Raw genomic sequence first — 15,056 nt, 5'->3', positions numbered from 1 at the left:
CGGGGAGATCGGGGAAGGACGGGTGAATCCGATGGCACCCGGGTGGAGTCCCGGACCGGGACAGCGGGCTGGGTATTTCCGTCCCCCTTCCCGTCCCACCGTGCGGTGGGTCGCCACGGTGCCCGAGAGCGCGCGGCCTCGACGATCGTCCGAAGAGGCACGTTCGCGCGTCCCCTATCCGGGTCCTCCGGCGTACGACGTTCCACCGCGCTGGGGTTTCCCTCAGGTGGCGTGGCGTTGGCCGACGGCTGTGCCCGGCACCAGGACGGCCGTGCCGGTCGCGTCGCAGCGGTTGCTGCTCATCGCGCGCAACGTCGTGACGTTGTTGTGGGCGCTGGCCGGTTTGGTCGCTGTCGCCGGAGGCGCGGAGCTGTGGCGCTACGTGCTGCTGGTGTTGAGCCGCGACACCGCACTGAGCCCCGCCGTGGTAGGGGCCTCCGATGCGCTGGTGCTGTCGTTCTCGCTGTTGACCTTCGTGATGTCGGTGTTCGCGTTCGCCGTGACGCTGTGGTGGTTGTTCGTGGCCCGGACAGCGGCGGCGGACGAGGCCGGGCAGCAACCGCCTCGGCAGAGCTGGCAGGTGCTCGTGGGGATCCTGGTGCCGGGGCTGAACCTGGCGATGGCGGGGTCGATCCTGGCCGAGCTGGAACACGCCGCGACCCGTCAGCCCGCGAACCGGCGGCCCAAGCCCTCCCGGCTGGTGCTGGGCTGGTGGGCGGCGTGGATCGTCAACGCGGTACTGCTCACGCTCACGGTGATGTGGCGTTCGCGCGACGGGGTGCAGGCCCAGGTGGACGCCGTGTTCCTCTCCGCGTTGACCGATCTGTCGGCGGTGGCGCTCGCGTTGCTGACGGCGGAGGTGATCCGCAGGTTCACGCGGTTGCTGGCGCCGATGGAGGAACGGCTGGTCCGCCCGCTGCAGGTGTTGGAGGTCAAGGGAGCCCCGGAGGTGCCGCGCCGGGCACGGCCGAAAACGGCGGCGCGCTGAGAACCGCTGAGAACGTGGCCAGGTCTTTGTCGCACGTTCTCCACGGGGCGGCTTTCCGCGGCTAGCCTGGCGAACATGGTCTCGAAGCATCTTCTTGTGTCCACGACGACGGATTCGGAAGCCGCGGCACGGGAGCTCGCCGCCAAGGCCGTCGAGGCTCGGCTCGGCGCGTGTGCCCAGGTGGTGGGCCCGATCACCAGCGTGTACCGATGGGAGGGCAGCGTGCACACCGACCCCGAGTGGCGGGTGGAGATCAAAACGGCCGACGACAAGGCCGAGGAGCTCGTGGAGCACATCAAGCGGCACCACACCTACGACGTGCCCGAGATCATCACCACACCGATCGTCGGTGGGAGTGCCGACTACCTGTCGTGGGTCGTGGAGGAGACCCGGCCCGCCTGAGGCTTCCCGACGTTTCTCGACGTTTCCTGACGCTGTGTCACACAGGCGACAAACCCCCGTCACGCTTAGTCTGGACGTGGGTCGAGTAGCGTCGAACCAACCGAACATGCAGGAGGGCGATCGTGGGCAAGGGCGCACGCAAGAAGGGTCCCGGTAAAGGCGGTAAGCGGAAGGTCCGTGACGTCTTCGTAGCACGTCCCTTCGAGGGACTGGCGGCGGAACCGGAGCTCATCGCACTGCGCGAGTTCGTGCCGTCGGCCACCGCGCCGTTGCCGGTTAAGGACGCGGGCGACCGCACGGTCACCCTCGCCTCGGTGCTGCCCGTGGCCGCTGCGGCGATGGTTCGGGCCGACAATGGTGAGGTCCTCATCGGCATGCAGGTGCAGACGAGGTCGTCGGATGTCAGCCGAGACCTCGGCCGCGCACTGCGGTGGGCGCTGAATGCCGAACCCGGCCAGGTGCTGTCCGTGCCCGACACCACCAGCGAACCTCAGCCGGGCGAGCGGTTGCAGGACCTGCTGGAGCCGGACGCCGAACTGGACGTCGAACTGCACTCCGATTTCGGTTGGTGGCTCGGCGAGGACACCGAACCCACCGGCGAGGTGGCGATGTCGCTGGAACGCGCCAACGCCGCCATCATGCCCACCGAGAGGGTCCGCCCCGGCGCGTACTGGACGCTGGCGGGCGAGAGGGCGCACCTGCGTTGGGTCTGGCCCACCGAGGAGAACAAGCTGCTCAAAGGGCTCGCTCGGTTGTCGGCGGCCGGTGAGCTGTCCCTCGGTGAAGGGTCCCGCTACGCGGGCTCGTTCCGGGCTCACGGACTGCTCGTGCCCGTGTGGGACCTCGACCCCGAGGCACACGCCAGGGAATGGGACGAACCCGCCGAGCAGTTCGCCGCGCGGCTGGACAAGGCGCTGGAATCGCTGGATGACGAGCCGCTCAACGCCGAGGAACGACGAGCACGGGACGGCTTGATCGGCCGGCAACTGACCCTGCGGTGACCCGGCCGCACACCGACGCGTGATTCTGCATTTCTGTCCGGCCGCCGACTGGGAGGCGGCGGCCGACAGCGGGACCTACCGGGCGGCGTCTTTGGACGACGTCGGGTTCATCCACTGTTCCGACCCTGAAACGGTGCATCTGCCCGCCAACGCGTTGTGCGCGGGCCGCACCGACCTCGTCCTGTTGTGGATCGACCCGGGGCGGTTGGACGTGCCGGTGCGATGGGAGCCCGCAGACGCGTCCGCACCCGACGGACCGTGGTTCCCACACGTCTACGGCCCTGTTCCGACATCGGCCGTGGTGGCGGTGCACTCGTTCCCACCTGATCTCGACGGACGCTTCCGGCCGGTTCCGGGACCACCCCACACTCGGTGACCGATTCTCGACAGCCGGGCAACCTTCCGGCTTCCTCACGCGTGACCTTCTCAACCGGTGAAGTTCGTCGGCCGGGCACACGGCAGCGTGAGGGAGGGACTACGGTGACCGCGTTCGTACCCACCGTATGCACAGCCCCCCACGATAGCGTCTGGGCGGGTGCCACCGGCTATAGGAAGGAAACGGTCGTGTCTGGCGACCTCACGGACTTCGCCGAGTTCGTGCAGACCAGCCTGCCCGGATTGTTGCGGTACGGGCATGCCCTGACGGGCAACCCACACGATGCCGCCGACCTCGTGCAGTCGGTGCTGGAGAAGATCGGGTCCCGGTGGAACGCGATCCTGCGTAAGACGACCGATCCGCTCCCCTACGTCCGCCGGTCGATGGCCAACGCGCACATCAGCCGGTGGCGCCGGCTCCGACGGGAGAACCTGGTCGCCGACATTCCCGAGCCCGCCTCCGTGGAACCTGCCGACCCGTTCGAGCACGAACCCCTGTGGCAGGCGCTACGCGAGTTGCCTCCGAAGCAGCGGGCCGTCATCGTGCTGCGGTATTACGAGGGTCTGAGCGAGGCGGAGATCGCTGCCTCGTTGGGCATCAGCCAGGGCACTGTCAAAAGCCAGGCCAGCAAAGCGCTCATCTCACTGCGAGGCAAGTTACGCCGCGACGAGGGCAGCGAAGGGAGGGAAGCGGTATGAACGCCTCCGGCCACGATGTGGACGACGTGGACGACGACGAACTCGACACCCGGCTGCGAGAGCTGTTCGCCGACACCCGGCTCGACGTGGTCCCTCTCCCCCGGGTGGAGGAGGAGATCGTCGCGGGGGCTCGGCGGCGTCGCCGACGCCGAGCCACGCTCACCGGCAGTGGCGGCGCGCTCGCCGTCGTCGCGGTCGCCGTGGCGGGTTTCGCCGTGCTGGGTTCCCGTACCCCCGGCGAGGGCGACGGTACGGCCGTCGCCGTTTCGCCGGATCCGCGGGAGACGTACTCGGCGCCCATGCTCACCGCGCCGTCGAGGGACGACGACACGGGCTCGGACGAGATGCCGCAGGACCCCGGAGCCGAATCCGTCGACTCGGACTCGGCGGTGCCGCCGGACCAGCCGGTTCCGCAGACCTCGACACCTCCACAGTCGGACTCCGTGACGATGGCTTCGGCCGTGCTCGACTCCACCGGCTACGGAAGGTTGGAGCTGGGCATGCCGTTCCGAGAGGCCGTGGAGACGGACCTACTCATGGTCGAGGGGGAATCCCCACCACCAAAGAGGTGCGCCGACTACCCGCTCGTGGAGGGCGACGCCGCGGTGAAGAACGTGACCATCTCCGCCGAACACGGGTTGGTGGCGATCACGGCCGAGGGCGCCATGACCCCCGACGGGGTCGGTGTCGGAAGTCCGGCCGACGACGTCGAGGACCGCTATCCGGCGGGAAGCGGTGACGAGACGGCCTTCAACGTCGATGTGGGGGCGGGCAAGTACGAGTTCACGATTTCCGACGGCACCGTCAGCGGCCTTCGGCTGGTGGCGCACACGTACGACTGCTGAATCGACCGGGTGCCGCGCGAGAAATTCTCCTTTCCCGTGCGGCACCCGGAAACAGCGAGAAAGACGTGAGGGTTTTCTGCGCCGACGGCGCGGGCCGGTCTCACAGTTTGCCGCCCGCCACCGGCGGCATCGTCGGGTCGTCCTCCTCGCCCACCGATTCGCGGTAGAGGAACTGTTCGATGTCGAACACGTTGCCCTGGGCCATGTCCACCACGTTGAGCAACCGTTTCATCGAAGAGATCTCCTCCACCTGTTCGGCGAGGAACCACTGGACGAACTGCTCGCTCGTGTAGTCGTCCTCTTCGCGGGCCGCCTTCGCGAGCTGCCTGAAGTCGGCTTCGACCTCCTTTTCCTGTTCGAGTGCCAAGGCGACCGGTTCGCGCACGTCGGTGAAGTCGTTGCGCACCGGTGGTACCTCGGGGATCTCGACATGCTGGTCGGTGTCCAGCATGTATTGGACCAGTGCCATAGCGTGATTGCGTTCCTCCAGCGACTGCCGGTAGAAGTACCCGGCCAGCTGGGGCAGGTCCTTGCCGTCGAGCCACACCGCCAGCGCGACGTACTGCTGGGAGGCGTGGAACTCGTTCCGGATCTGCGACTGAAGTAATTCGTAGAACTTCGACACTGGTTTCTTCTTGAGGCTGGCCATGTCTTCACCATACGTGTGGAATCGTGTATTGATCCACCTTTGTTCGGTGATTTTGGCCCCATTTTTCTGCAATTTATTAGCTAAGGTTTCGCTAATTTAATTAAGCCTTGGTTAATTGAGAAAAGGCTTACCTAAGCATCGGTCGCGGCCACGCTTTCCCTCGTGATCGGGCACGACATGCACCTCGGCCCGCCCCGGCCCGAACCGACCTCCGAGCCCGCGATGCGCACCACCTCGATGCCCGCTTCCTCCAGACGAGCGTTGGTTTCGAGGTTGCGTTCGTATGCGATGACGACACCGGGCGCGAGCGCCAACGTGTTGTTCCCGTCGTCCCACTGCTCCCGTTCGGCCGTCACAGGGTCGAGGCCCGTGTCGATGACTTGCAGCCTGTCGATGCCCATGGCCGCGGCCGCCGCTTCCAGAAACGGCGTGGGACCGCTCACTCGCACGCCCTTCTCGTCGTCCGGGGTGAGTGTGTAGGCGATGAGGGAGTCCTGCGCCAGGGGATACATCACCACGGCGTCGGGGCCCACCATCGTGCACACCGTGTCCAGGTGCATGGTCGCGCGATCCTGGGCGATCGGTACCGCGAGCACGGTGTGGACGAGGTCGTCGGCGAATACCGAGCGCGCCAGCGACTCGGCTCCAGCGGGCGTGGTGCGCTCACCGACCCCCACCGCCAGCACACCGGGGGCGAGCAGCAGTACATCGCCGCCCTCCACCGGGGCGGAGTGTGCGCCGTACGCGCGAATGGCCCCTTGGAACCGCGGGTGATAGGCGTACACCAGGTCGACGAGCGCGGTCTCCCGGCGACGGGCGGGCATCGCCAGCGACGAGATGGCCACCCTGTCCCTGATCCACACCGAGGAATCGCGGGTGAAAAGCAGGTTCGGCAGCGGGTCGACGGCGAAGTCGTGCGGGCGGTGCATGCGACGCACCAGCGAGCCGCCTTCCGAGGCGGGCAGCTCCTCGAACGTCATGCCGGACATCAACACGTCGGTCAAAGTGGCGGGATCCGCGCTCGACAGGTGTGACCGCAGCGCGTCGGCCAGTTCGTCCCCTAGATGCCTGCCGTCGACCGCCGCGTGCACGCCCGCCGCGTGCGCGCGCGGGTCCTCAAGCGTCGCCCGCAGCATGTCGGCGAGCAGCAGCACCTCCACTCCCCGTAGCCGCAGTACCTCGGCGAAGGCGTCGTGCTCCTCCTGAGCCCGGTCGAGCCACGGAATGGAATCGAACAGCAACTGGTCGTTGTTGCGCGGCGTGAGTCGCCGGAGTTCGTTGCCGGGACGGTGTAGGAGCACGGTCCGCAGAGGCCCGACCTCGTTGTCCACGCGCGGGACGAGTCGCTCGGAAAAACGGCTGGAACTGGTGGAAGTCGATTCGGTCACAGAAGTGAGAGTAATGACAGAACCGGCCCTGCGCTGGAAACGAAATGACGCGGCGCGGCGACGTATTGGCTTCGCTCCCGGGTGCACTTGTGCCGCAACGAAGAGTGCGCCTCATACGTGGTTCGTTGCGTGAAGTCGTCGCAATCGACTTCACGCCGGTGGGGGAAACGGTCAGCGGTGGAGCGGGATCATTCGTGGTTTGCGGGGAGAGTCTTCGGGGTGGATGAGTATCTTCGTTCGCGGAGGGTTTGAGTCCGGCGGCTCCGTGTTCGCCGCCACGTTCGGCGCCGTATTCGGCACAGTGTTCGCCCCGTTCGCCCCGTTCGCCCCGTTCACCCCGTTCGGCGTGTTCGGTTCCGTGGTGAACACCCAGTTGTGAACGCCGCCTCCCATGATCTCGGCATAGCGTTCGGCGGCATCGCGGCTGGTGAATCGGATTCGCTGGTCGTCCACACGATTGATGATCGTGCAAGCCATGGTCCCCTCCTGAGAAATCGCTGGTCAGCCGTTCTGTCCGACTCGACCCGGCCTAACTATTAGAACAGGTGTTCGAACGGTGGGTCAAGTCATGGCAACCACGTGACGTGGTCGCGCAGCGCGGCGTAGCCGACGAACGCGACGACGTCGAGCAGCATGTGGGCCACGATCAGTGGCCACAATCGGTCGGTGCGTTGCCAGAACCGGCCGTAGACCAAGCCCATCACGATGTTGCCGACGAACGCGCCCAGCCCCTGGTACAGGTGGTACGAACCGCGAATCAGCGACGAGACGAGCAGTGAGGCGTTCTCGGAGAGTCCGAGCTGGCGCAGCCGAGTGAGCAGATACCCGACCACCAGCACTTCTTCCGCGAAGGAGTTACCGAACGCCGACAGAGTGAGCGCGAACGGTCGCCACCACGAGACATCCAATGTGGATGGTTGTACGGCGAGGTTGAACCCGAGCTGCCAGGCCGAGAAGTAGAGCACGAGCCCGGGAATGCCGATGCTCGCCGCGAGTGCGATCGCCCACACGGTGTCCTTGCCGGGGCGTCGTGCGTCCAGTCCGATTCGAGACAGACGAATACCCGCGCGCCATAACAGGTACAGGCCCAGTGCGCCCCAGCCGACGAGTTGCACCACTCCGAGTAGTTGCTTGAGCAGATCGATGACGTCGAGTGCCGCTTGCGACGTGTTGATGGAGACCCGCTGTTGTGCCAATGGTTCCGGCCGCAGAAAAGCGTCCAGTAAGGACAACGCACTGCGAACACCGGATAAACCCAAAGTAATTGAGAAAACGAGTACGACTTCCGCGACGAGCAGTCGTCGCTTGCCGGGGTCGGTCACGGGTTCCGGATAGCTCGGTCGCTGTGGAGCGAACCAGTCTCGGGCTCGTAGGGACACTGTGGCACGTTACATGAAAAGAAGTTTTCGCTGGTAGTGAGCTTTACGCCAGTCCCATGAGGAACCGAATTCACGACTTCCCCTCTTCAACAAAGGGTTTGGGTACTAGGGTCTTACGGTCCAAAGAATCCGAAGAAGGAGGCAAGCCTCGTGACGGCAACGTCCGATGCTGAGGCCGTGGAGTCACCGCCCGTTTCGCGTCGGCCGTGGCATGCCACGGTCTCGCAGCGGGTCTTCTGGCCCGCCGCGGTGATCATTTTGGTCTTCGTGGTGGCCACCGTTGTAGCTCCTGACGCCATGAGCGAGGCGATCGGCGCGATCCAGGAACAGGTCGTCAGCTCGTTCAGCTGGTATTACATGCTGATCGTGTCGGGCTTCGTGCTGTTCTCGTTGTGGATCGGCCTGAGCCACTACGGCGACATCAAGCTGGGACCCGATGAGGAAGACCCCGAGTTCGGCCTCAAGACGTGGTTCGCGATGCTGTTCGCGGCAGGCATGGGTATCGGCCTGGTGTTCTACGGGGTGGCCGAGCCGCTGAACCACTTCGCCGGCATCCCCAACCGGGCCACCGGCATCACCCAGGACGAAAGCGGTGCGCAGGACGCGCTGGTGCAGACCTTCCTGCACTGGGGACTGCATCCGTGGGCCATCTACGTGGTCGTCGGTGTGGCCGTCGCGTACGCCATCCATCGCAAGAAGCGGCCGGTGTCCATCCGTTACGCACTGGAGTCGCTGATCGGCAAGCGCGTACACGGCTGGCTCGGAGACATCATTGACATCGCCGCGGTCGTCGGCACGTTGTTCGGTGTGGCCACTTCGCTCGGCCTGGGGGTCCTGCAGATCGGTGCGGGGCTCGACTTCCTCGACATCGTGTCCGACCCAGGCAACATGACTTACGTCATCCTGATCGGCGCGATCTCGATGCTCGCCATCTTCTCGGTGGTCACCGGGGTGAAGAAGGGCATCAAGTGGCTGTCCAACTTCAACATGGGCCTTGCCGGCCTGCTGATGTTGATCGTGCTGGTCTTCGGCCCGACGCTGTTCATCTTCAAGGACCTGGTGCAGTCGATCGGCGCCTATCTGCAGAACGTCGTGCAGATGAGCTTCAACACCACGGCGTACGAGGGTGAGGACGGCAACTCCTGGCAGGGCTTTTGGACCACCTTCTACTGGGGCTGGTGGATCTCGTGGGCGCCCTTCGTCGGTGTGTTCATCGCCCGGATCTCGCGCGGCCGTACGGTGCGGGAGTTCGTCGCGGGCGTGTTGTTGGTGCCCACGGCCGTGACCATGCTGTGGTTCACCGTGTTCGGCGGTACCGCGCTCTACCGCGAGCTGTTCGGCCAGGGTGGCCTGGTGGGCACGGACACGGAGGGCAACGCCACAGTGGACACCGAGGCGTCGCTGTTCGGGGTTCTCGAAGCCCTGCCCGGTGGGACGGTGCTGTGTGTGGGCGCGGTCATCCTGATCGTGCTGTTCTTCGTGACCTCGTCCGACTCCGGTTCCCTCGTGGTGACCATGCTGGCGTCCGGTGGCGATCCGGAACCGCCGAAGTGGCACCGTGTGTTCTGGGGCGTGTTGGCGGGTGCCGTCGCCGTCGCGCTGCTGCTCGCGGGCGGGTTGAGCGCGTTGCAGACGGTGGCCATCCTCATCGCGCTGCCGTTCAGTGTCGTGATGCTCGGCATGTGCGTGTCGATCATCAGGGACTTCAGAGCGGAACGCACGGCGATGCTGCGGGTGCAGCGCAGGCTGCAACGCGAACAGCTCACGGAGCACGTCACCAACAGCCTGATCGACGAGGGGCTGGTGGACCCGAGTGACGCGAACGGGTCCGAGGGGGACGGCAAGGGCAAGAAGGAGAAGGTCCCTGTGAAGTCCTGATCGACCTTCTTTCGTACGCATGTGTGCGGCGTCCCTCGATCGTGGGGGCGCCGCACACGTTTTTTCAGGCGCGTTCGTCGACGCGGTTCAAAAACGGGCAGCCGACGAGCTTGCGTAGCTCCACACCGAGTTGTGGCGGGTTCTCCACGGGACGGGAGAAGGCCAGGCGCACGTCGTGGTCGTCGTCGGCCGTCTCGACTCGGAGTCGGATGCCGCAGCGGTCGATACCCAGCGGGCGGATTCGGCCACCCACCAGTTCGGGCGGCAGGTGCCGGGACAGGTGGCCGATGACATCCGCGTGTTCGTGTTCCAGGTGCTGCAGCCAGCGACTCTCGTAGCCGCACAGCGGGTCGGGCACGGCCGCGTCGAAGGTGACGGGGCTGAGCGGGTGGGTGCCTTCGCTGTCGGCGAGGACGACCGAGGCGGGTGTGAAGCGGAGCATGGACAGGCCGTGTCCGAGATCGAGCAGTCGCGGGTCCGGTTCGGTGGACGCATCGGCGATGGTCAACGCCCGGGCGCGAGCGGTTCGGTCGTCGAGTCCCCGGAGCCAGCCGGTCAGCCACAGCAGGCCGCGCACGGGCTGCCGCAGGGGCACGGGCGCCTCGTCGATGATCTCGAGCGTGACGGCCAGTTCGGCTATGGCGTTGCCTCGCACGCCGACGGCGAGGGGGTCGTCGGTGGGGAGGGCGATGCTGAGGTCGTCGCCCGCGTGCAGGTGCCACAGGGCGGGCGTGGTCCGTTCCGACCGGGTGTGGTCGCCGAGAGCCGGCAGTAGGCTCGCCGGACCGCCGCGGACGGCGATGGTCTTGGCTCGTTCCGCGGGGCGCGGAGTCGGGGGACGGCGGGGGACAGGGTCGCTCACAACACACCTCCTATTAGGTAAGCCTAACCTTGGAAGCCCCGGGGTGGGGTGTGGCGTGTAGCACGTGATAAGCGTTCGGTGGTCGAACAGTTTTGTCCGAAATACGTTCGCTACTAGCGTGGGGGATGTGACAAGCGCTGTGGAACTCCCGCCCCCCGGCCCTCGTGGAATCCCAACCCTGCTCGCCAGGCTTGTCGACGACTCGGCCCTGTTCCCACCGGGCGAAGCGGCAATGCCCGATGCGCTGGCCGGTTACCTGGAACACAGGTCGGGTGAGTACGCCGGAATGCAGGGTTTTTTCCTGTGCCCGGCGTCCCGGTTAGCGGAGATGATCACTGAGCTCATCAAGATCCGGCCGAAGGAACCGCTGCCGCTGTCGTTGATCATCGACACCGGGCTCGGTGGCGTACCGAAGGCCATCTCCATCGTCGAATCGCGTGAGGAACTGCTGTCCCTGCGGATGGTGGAGATGCCCGCGCCGTCCGACGTCGACGAAGTCTGGCTGGAACGAGTGTCGGAGTTCGTCCCCGAAGACGTCATCCGTGTCGTGGAGCCCCGCAGGGGGGTCGGCTGGCTGGACGGAGTACGCAAGGTCCTCGAACACGGCAGCTGGCCCAAGATCCGCTGCGGCGGTGTGTCCAGCGAGAACTTCCCGAGCGTGGACGAGGTGGCCGACTTCTTCGCCGTGGTCAGCAGCGTCCCCGGCGCGTCGTTCAAGGCCACCAACAGTCTCCACCGGGCCGTGCGGCACACCGATCCCGAAACCGGGTTCGCCCACCACGGCTTTTTGAACATACTGGTCGCCGCCGCTCGGAGTCTGTCGGGTGGGGATGTGCGCGAGGCGCTGGCCAGCACCGACGGCGAACAGCTCGCCGCGGAGGTCGGGGGACTCGGCGACAAGGCCGCCAAGGTGGTGCGGTCGCTGTTCGCCTGCTATGCCTCGGCGACCTTCGACGAAACGATCTCCGAACTGCGGGAACTGGGCCTGCTATGACCAGGGAGAGCTCGCTGACGCTGGATCGCGGGCTCGCACTGTTGCAGGCCGTGGCCGACGCGGGGGAGGCGTCGGCCACGGTGACGGACCTGGCGGAGGCGATCGGCACCAGTCGTGCCGCGGTGTACCGCCTGCTGGTCCCGCTGGCCGAACGTGGCCTGGTGTGGCGGGACGGCAGCCGCGTCCGGCTCGGTTCGGGTGTGCTTCGGCTGGCCGAACAGATGTTGCCGCAGTTGCGTGCGGCGGCGCGGCCGGTGTTGCGGGGACTGGCCGACACCGTGGGGGCCACGGCGCACCTGTCGGTGGTCGAAGGCGACCAGGTACACGTCGTCGCGGCGGCCGAGCCGCTACGGACGACCTTCCACGTGGCGTATCGGCTGGGCAGCAGGCACCCCGTGTCGCGGGGCGCCGTGGGCAAGGCCCTGGGCCTGCGTCCGAGGGGCCGGGGGTGGGCCGCGGTCTCGGGTGACCCACAACCCGGTACCTACGGGGTCGCGGCGCCCGTGCGGGGCGTGGTCGGGATCAGGGCGGCGCTGGGTGTGGTGTCGTTGACGGCCCTGGACAACGCGGTCGTCGGTCCACAGCTCGTGGAGGCGGCGAACACGCTCGCGGAGGCGCTGCGTACCTGATTACGCGCCTGTGGTGTACCCGCGGTGTCCTCGCAGCGTCTCTTCGGCTTCCTCAGCCTTATCAGCCGAGGAACACGCTGCCGAAGGCCACGGCGGACAGTCCGGCGAAGACGAACCCGGCCACGCGCTGCAACAACCGGGGCCGCAGCCTCGAACGGATCTTGCGGCCGAGCAGTACCGCCACTCCCGCGACGGTGACGAGCGCGGCGAAAGCGCCGATGCCCACGGCGAAAGGCTGTGCTGAGCGTGCCACCAGACCGGCCGTGGCCAGTTGTGAGGCGTCGCCCCACTCCGCCGCGAACAGCACCCCGAACGACGTCAGGGCCGCACGGGGGAACGTGACCGGTGCGCCTGCCCGTGCCGCGTCGTGCGCGGCGTCCTCGCCGGTCCGGAACCCCTCGCGCAGCAACATGGCGGCACCGACGCCGAACAGCACTCCGACGATCGCGGACACCAGTTGATCGGGCAGAAAGGTGAGTGCGCTACCGAATCCGACGGCGATGAGTGCCTGCAGAACGAACGCGCCGACCACTCCGGTGATGACGGCGTCATTGCGGAAACGCGTGGTGAGAACAAGCGTCGCCACGAAAGTCTTATCGGGTAGTTCGACGGCCGTCACCAAGGCGAAGGTCGTCACGAAAGCCAGGAGAGCGGCTGACACGGAAAGCACTCACCCCTTTCCTCTGCAACGATAAAGGGGATGAGTGGGAATTCCTAGTGGATGCCTTCGACGAATTGCTTTTTCAGGCGGGTTGAGAATGTGTTACCGGAATGCCTAAGGAATTTTTTCGGCGCACCGAAATCACGATTCTGTGATCGCTGCCACATATGTGACGGGACCTTGGTCCCGGTCGTCTCAGGACCACGGGACCTGACGAAAACCCCCAGTCAGAAGGCATCTTGATCTTATGGAAGTCCTGGAGCTCGCACGCTGGCAGTTCGGCATCACCACCGTCTATCACTTCCTGATGGTGCCGCTCACAATCGGACTCTCGGTCCTTGTCGCCGGCATGCAGACGGCGTGGGTGCGAACAGGTAACGTGCGCTACTACCGCATGACGAAGTTCTGGGGGAAGTTGCTCCTCATCAACTTCGCCATGGGTGTGGTCACGGGCATAGTCCAGGAATTCCAGTTCGGCATGAACTGGAGCGAGTACTCCCGGTTCGTCGGTGACGTGTTCGGCGCGCCACTGGCGATGGAGGGACTCGTCGCGTTCTTCGTCGAGTCGACCTTCCTCGGATTGTGGATCTTCGGCTGGGGTCGTCTGCCCAAGCGCGTCCACCTGGCCTGTGCGTGGGCGTTCTCGTTGGCCACGGTCGCCTCGGCCTACTTCATCCTCGCCGCCAACTCCTGGATGCAGCACCCCGTGGGGGCGGAGTTCGTGGACGGCAGGCCCACGATGACCTCCATCTGGGCGGTGCTGACGAACTCGACGACGCTGGCGGCCGTGCCCCACACCGTCGCCGGCTCGTTCGCCGTCGCCGCGGCCTTCCTCGTGGGGATCGCCGCCTGGCACCTGTGGCGCAAGCGGCACACCGAGGACGAGCACCGGCAGGTCTGGCGTTCGTCGGTGAAGCTCGGCGCGTGGGTCGGTGCCGTCTCGTTCGCCGTCCTCCTGGTCACCGGCGACATCCAGGGCAAGCTCATGTTCGAACAGCAGCCCATGAAGATGGCCGCCGCCGAAGCGCTGTGCCACACCGAACAGCCCGGGAGCTTCTCGATCATCGCCGTCGGTGACGTGGCCGACGCCGACTGCGAGAGCGTGAAGACGTTCAACGTCCCGGCACTGCTGTCGTTCCTGGCGCACGGCGACTTCGAGACCGAGGTCAAAGGCGTCGACGACCTCGTCGTCGAGTACCAGGAGCGCTACGGCACGCACTACCCGGACGATCCCGCGCTCGGCGAGCTCGCCGGGAAGCCGATCGACTACGTGCCGAGCCTGCCGGTGACGTACTGGGGCTTCCGCATCATGATCGGTTTCGGTGCGCTGGGCGCCGCGATCGGTGTGGCGACGCTGTGGCTGACCCGGCGGGGCCGGATTCCGGAGTCCAAGTGGTTCCCCCGGATGGCGTTGGCCGGTATCGCGTTGCCGTTCATCGCCAACAGCGCGGGTTGGATCTTCACCGAGATGGGCAGGCAGCCGTTCGTGGTGGTGCCCAACTCCTCGGGAGTGGACGGGGTGTGGATGTTCACCGCCACGGCCGTGTCGGACCTGACGACCGGCGAGGTGTGGACGTCGCTGATCGCGTTGACCCTGGTGTACGCGGTGCTCGCCGCGGTGGAGGTCTTCCTGATCACGCGCTACGTGCGTGCCGGTGTCGAGGGAGCGCTGTCGGGCGGTACGGACTCCGACGGCAGTGGCGGCTCCGGTGGTCGCGGCGGCTCCGGCGGCTCCGACGACGGAGACTCCGACTCCGATTCCGACGCCCTGGCGTTCGCCTACTGATGCGGGAGGAACGACGGATGTCACACCCACAAGATCAAGTTTTCCACGGGCCTCTACCTGCGGTTTGTGGACAACTTCAGGAGTTGTCCACAGCCTGTGGAGAACTTGTTTCACGTGAAATGAACACTCTCGCGGGAGGGCTGTACTAATGGATCTGCCCACCCTGTGGTTCTGCATCATCGCCCTGTTCTGGCTGGGCTACCTGTTCCTGGAGGGCTTCGACTTCGGCGTCGGCATGTTGCTGCCCGTGCTCGGGCGTGACGACACCGAGCGCCGCGTCATGATCAACACGATCGGGCCCGTCTGGGACGGCAACGAGGTGTGGCTCATCGTCGCCGCCGGAGCGACGTTCGCGGCGTTCCCTGCGTGGTACGCGGGGCTGTTCTCGGCGGCCTACCTGCCGTTGCTGATACTCCTGCTCGCCCTCATCGGTCGAGGTGTGGCGTTCGAGTATCGGGGCAAGGTCGACTCCGCGCGCTGGCGCGCCACCTGGGACCGGGTGATCATCCTCGGCTCGTGG

17 protein-coding genes are annotated in these 15,056 nt (G+C 66.2%); 12 read left to right on the top strand and 5 right to left on the bottom strand.

What is annotated here, in order from left to right:
- The first annotated feature begins 100 nt into the window (after positions 1 to 100).
- The 6 genes from M7H19_RS13765 to M7H19_RS13740 all read left to right on the top strand — a co-directional run bounded on the left by M7H19_RS13765 (position 101) and on the right by M7H19_RS13740 (position 4,310).
- Positions 101 to 988 carry a DUF4328 domain-containing protein gene (locus tag M7H19_RS13765; protein WP_298181301.1) on the top strand — a complete coding sequence of 296 codons (888 nt, stop codon included), beginning with the start codon at positions 101 to 103 and terminating at the stop codon, positions 986 to 988.
- Between the two features lie 75 nt (positions 989 to 1,063).
- Positions 1,064 to 1,390 (top strand): divalent-cation tolerance protein CutA, encoded by a 327-nt coding sequence (cutA, locus tag M7H19_RS13760; protein ID WP_298181298.1) that lies wholly within the window; start codon positions 1,064 to 1,066, stop codon positions 1,388 to 1,390.
- 122 nt (positions 1,391 to 1,512) lie between these two features.
- Positions 1,513 to 2,391 (top strand): DUF5926 family protein, encoded by an 879-nt coding sequence (locus M7H19_RS13755; RefSeq protein WP_298181295.1) that lies wholly within the window; start codon positions 1,513 to 1,515, stop codon positions 2,389 to 2,391.
- Between the two features lie 19 nt (positions 2,392 to 2,410).
- Positions 2,411 to 2,767 (top strand): DUF952 domain-containing protein, encoded by a 357-nt coding sequence (locus M7H19_RS13750; protein WP_298181293.1) that lies wholly within the window; start codon positions 2,411 to 2,413, stop codon positions 2,765 to 2,767.
- A gap of 188 nt (positions 2,768 to 2,955) precedes the next feature.
- A complete protein-coding gene (locus M7H19_RS13745; protein WP_298181292.1) occupies positions 2,956 to 3,465 on the top strand; it encodes a SigE family RNA polymerase sigma factor in 510 nt (169 codons plus the stop codon).
- Complete coding sequence (locus M7H19_RS13740) at positions 3,462 to 4,310, top strand: hypothetical protein (protein ID WP_298181290.1); 849 nt, start codon at positions 3,462 to 3,464, stop codon at positions 4,308 to 4,310. The genes M7H19_RS13745 and M7H19_RS13740 overlap by 4 nt, the downstream gene beginning before the upstream one ends.
- Positions 4,311 to 4,410: 100 nt before the next feature.
- Here the strand turns inward: M7H19_RS13740 and M7H19_RS13735 are convergent, their stop codons facing one another.
- The gene (locus M7H19_RS13735) at positions 4,411 to 4,959 is read right to left on the bottom strand and encodes a ferritin (protein WP_298181289.1); all 549 of its coding nucleotides are present in this window, start codon (positions 4,957 to 4,959) and stop codon (positions 4,411 to 4,413) included.
- Positions 4,960 to 5,090: 131 nt separating this feature from the next.
- Complete coding sequence (locus M7H19_RS13730) at positions 5,091 to 6,347, bottom strand: arginine deiminase (RefSeq protein ID WP_298181287.1); 1,257 nt, start codon at positions 6,345 to 6,347, stop codon at positions 5,091 to 5,093.
- A 223-nt stretch (positions 6,348 to 6,570) separates the two neighbouring features.
- Between M7H19_RS13730 and M7H19_RS13725 the strand changes: the two genes are divergently transcribed.
- Complete coding sequence (locus tag M7H19_RS13725; RefSeq protein WP_298181380.1) at positions 6,571 to 6,726, top strand: hypothetical protein; 156 nt, start codon at positions 6,571 to 6,573, stop codon at positions 6,724 to 6,726.
- 187 nt (positions 6,727 to 6,913) lie between these two features.
- Here M7H19_RS13725 and M7H19_RS13720 read toward each other — a convergent pair whose 3' ends face one another.
- Entirely contained in the window at positions 6,914 to 7,726 is an 813-nt protein-coding gene (locus M7H19_RS13720; protein ID WP_298181286.1) for a CPBP family intramembrane glutamic endopeptidase, read from the bottom strand.
- A 150-nt stretch (positions 7,727 to 7,876) separates the two neighbouring features.
- Between M7H19_RS13720 and M7H19_RS13715 the strand changes: the two genes are divergently transcribed.
- Positions 7,877 to 9,604 (top strand): BCCT family transporter, encoded by a 1,728-nt coding sequence (locus tag M7H19_RS13715; RefSeq protein ID WP_298181285.1) that lies wholly within the window; start codon positions 7,877 to 7,879, stop codon positions 9,602 to 9,604.
- Positions 9,605 to 9,668: 64 nt separating this feature from the next.
- Here the strand turns inward: M7H19_RS13715 and M7H19_RS13710 are convergent, their stop codons facing one another.
- Positions 9,669 to 10,466: a DUF2470 domain-containing protein gene (locus M7H19_RS13710; protein WP_298181283.1), complete on the bottom strand. Its 798-nt coding sequence runs from the start codon at positions 10,464 to 10,466 to the stop codon at positions 9,669 to 9,671.
- 139 nt (positions 10,467 to 10,605) lie between these two features.
- Between M7H19_RS13710 and M7H19_RS13705 the strand changes: the two genes are divergently transcribed.
- Together M7H19_RS13705 and M7H19_RS13700 are read left to right on the top strand one after the other, a co-directional pair.
- Complete coding sequence (locus M7H19_RS13705) at positions 10,606 to 11,460, top strand: hypothetical protein (RefSeq protein ID WP_298181377.1); 855 nt, start codon at positions 10,606 to 10,608, stop codon at positions 11,458 to 11,460.
- Positions 11,457 to 12,089 (top strand): helix-turn-helix domain-containing protein, encoded by a 633-nt coding sequence (locus M7H19_RS13700; protein ID WP_298181281.1) that lies wholly within the window; start codon positions 11,457 to 11,459, stop codon positions 12,087 to 12,089. Before M7H19_RS13705 ends, M7H19_RS13700 begins: the two co-directional genes overlap by 4 nt.
- A 61-nt stretch (positions 12,090 to 12,150) precedes the next feature.
- Here M7H19_RS13700 and M7H19_RS13695 read toward each other — a convergent pair whose 3' ends face one another.
- The gene (locus M7H19_RS13695) at positions 12,151 to 12,750 is read right to left on the bottom strand and encodes a TMEM165/GDT1 family protein (RefSeq protein WP_298181375.1); all 600 of its coding nucleotides are present in this window, start codon (positions 12,748 to 12,750) and stop codon (positions 12,151 to 12,153) included.
- A gap of 247 nt (positions 12,751 to 12,997) precedes the next feature.
- Here M7H19_RS13695 and M7H19_RS13690 point away from each other — a divergent pair, with 247 nt between their 5' ends.
- Positions 12,998 to 14,536: a cytochrome ubiquinol oxidase subunit I gene (locus M7H19_RS13690; RefSeq protein ID WP_298181279.1), complete on the top strand. Its 1,539-nt coding sequence runs from the start codon at positions 12,998 to 13,000 to the stop codon at positions 14,534 to 14,536.
- Between the two features lie 148 nt (positions 14,537 to 14,684).
- On the top strand, positions 14,685 to 15,056 hold a 372-nt coding region (gene cydB, locus M7H19_RS13685), incomplete at its 3' end, for a cytochrome d ubiquinol oxidase subunit II (RefSeq protein WP_298181278.1).

The sequence above is a fragment of the Saccharomonospora sp. genome, from assembly GCF_027317685.1.
Taxonomy (GTDB): Bacteria; Actinomycetota; Actinomycetes; order Mycobacteriales; family Pseudonocardiaceae; genus Saccharomonospora.
This window is presented reverse-complemented; position numbering and strand designations above follow the sequence as displayed.

Coding starts and splice junctions, on each gene's coding strand:
- M7H19_RS13690 (WP_298181279.1), top strand. CDS start 12,998: ATGGAAGTCCTGGAGCTCGCACGCTGGCAGTTCGGCATCACCACCGTC.
- cutA (WP_298181298.1), top strand. CDS start 1,064: ATGGTCTCGAAGCATCTTCTTGTGTCCACGACGACGGATTCGGAAGCC.
- M7H19_RS13740 (WP_298181290.1), top strand. CDS start 3,462: ATGAACGCCTCCGGCCACGATGTGGACGACGTGGACGACGACGAACTC.
- M7H19_RS13735 (WP_298181289.1), bottom strand. CDS start 4,959: ATGGCCAGCCTCAAGAAGAAACCAGTGTCGAAGTTCTACGAATTACTT.
- M7H19_RS13725 (WP_298181380.1), top strand. CDS start 6,571: ATGAGTATCTTCGTTCGCGGAGGGTTTGAGTCCGGCGGCTCCGTGTTC.
- M7H19_RS13700 (WP_298181281.1), top strand. CDS start 11,457: ATGACCAGGGAGAGCTCGCTGACGCTGGATCGCGGGCTCGCACTGTTG.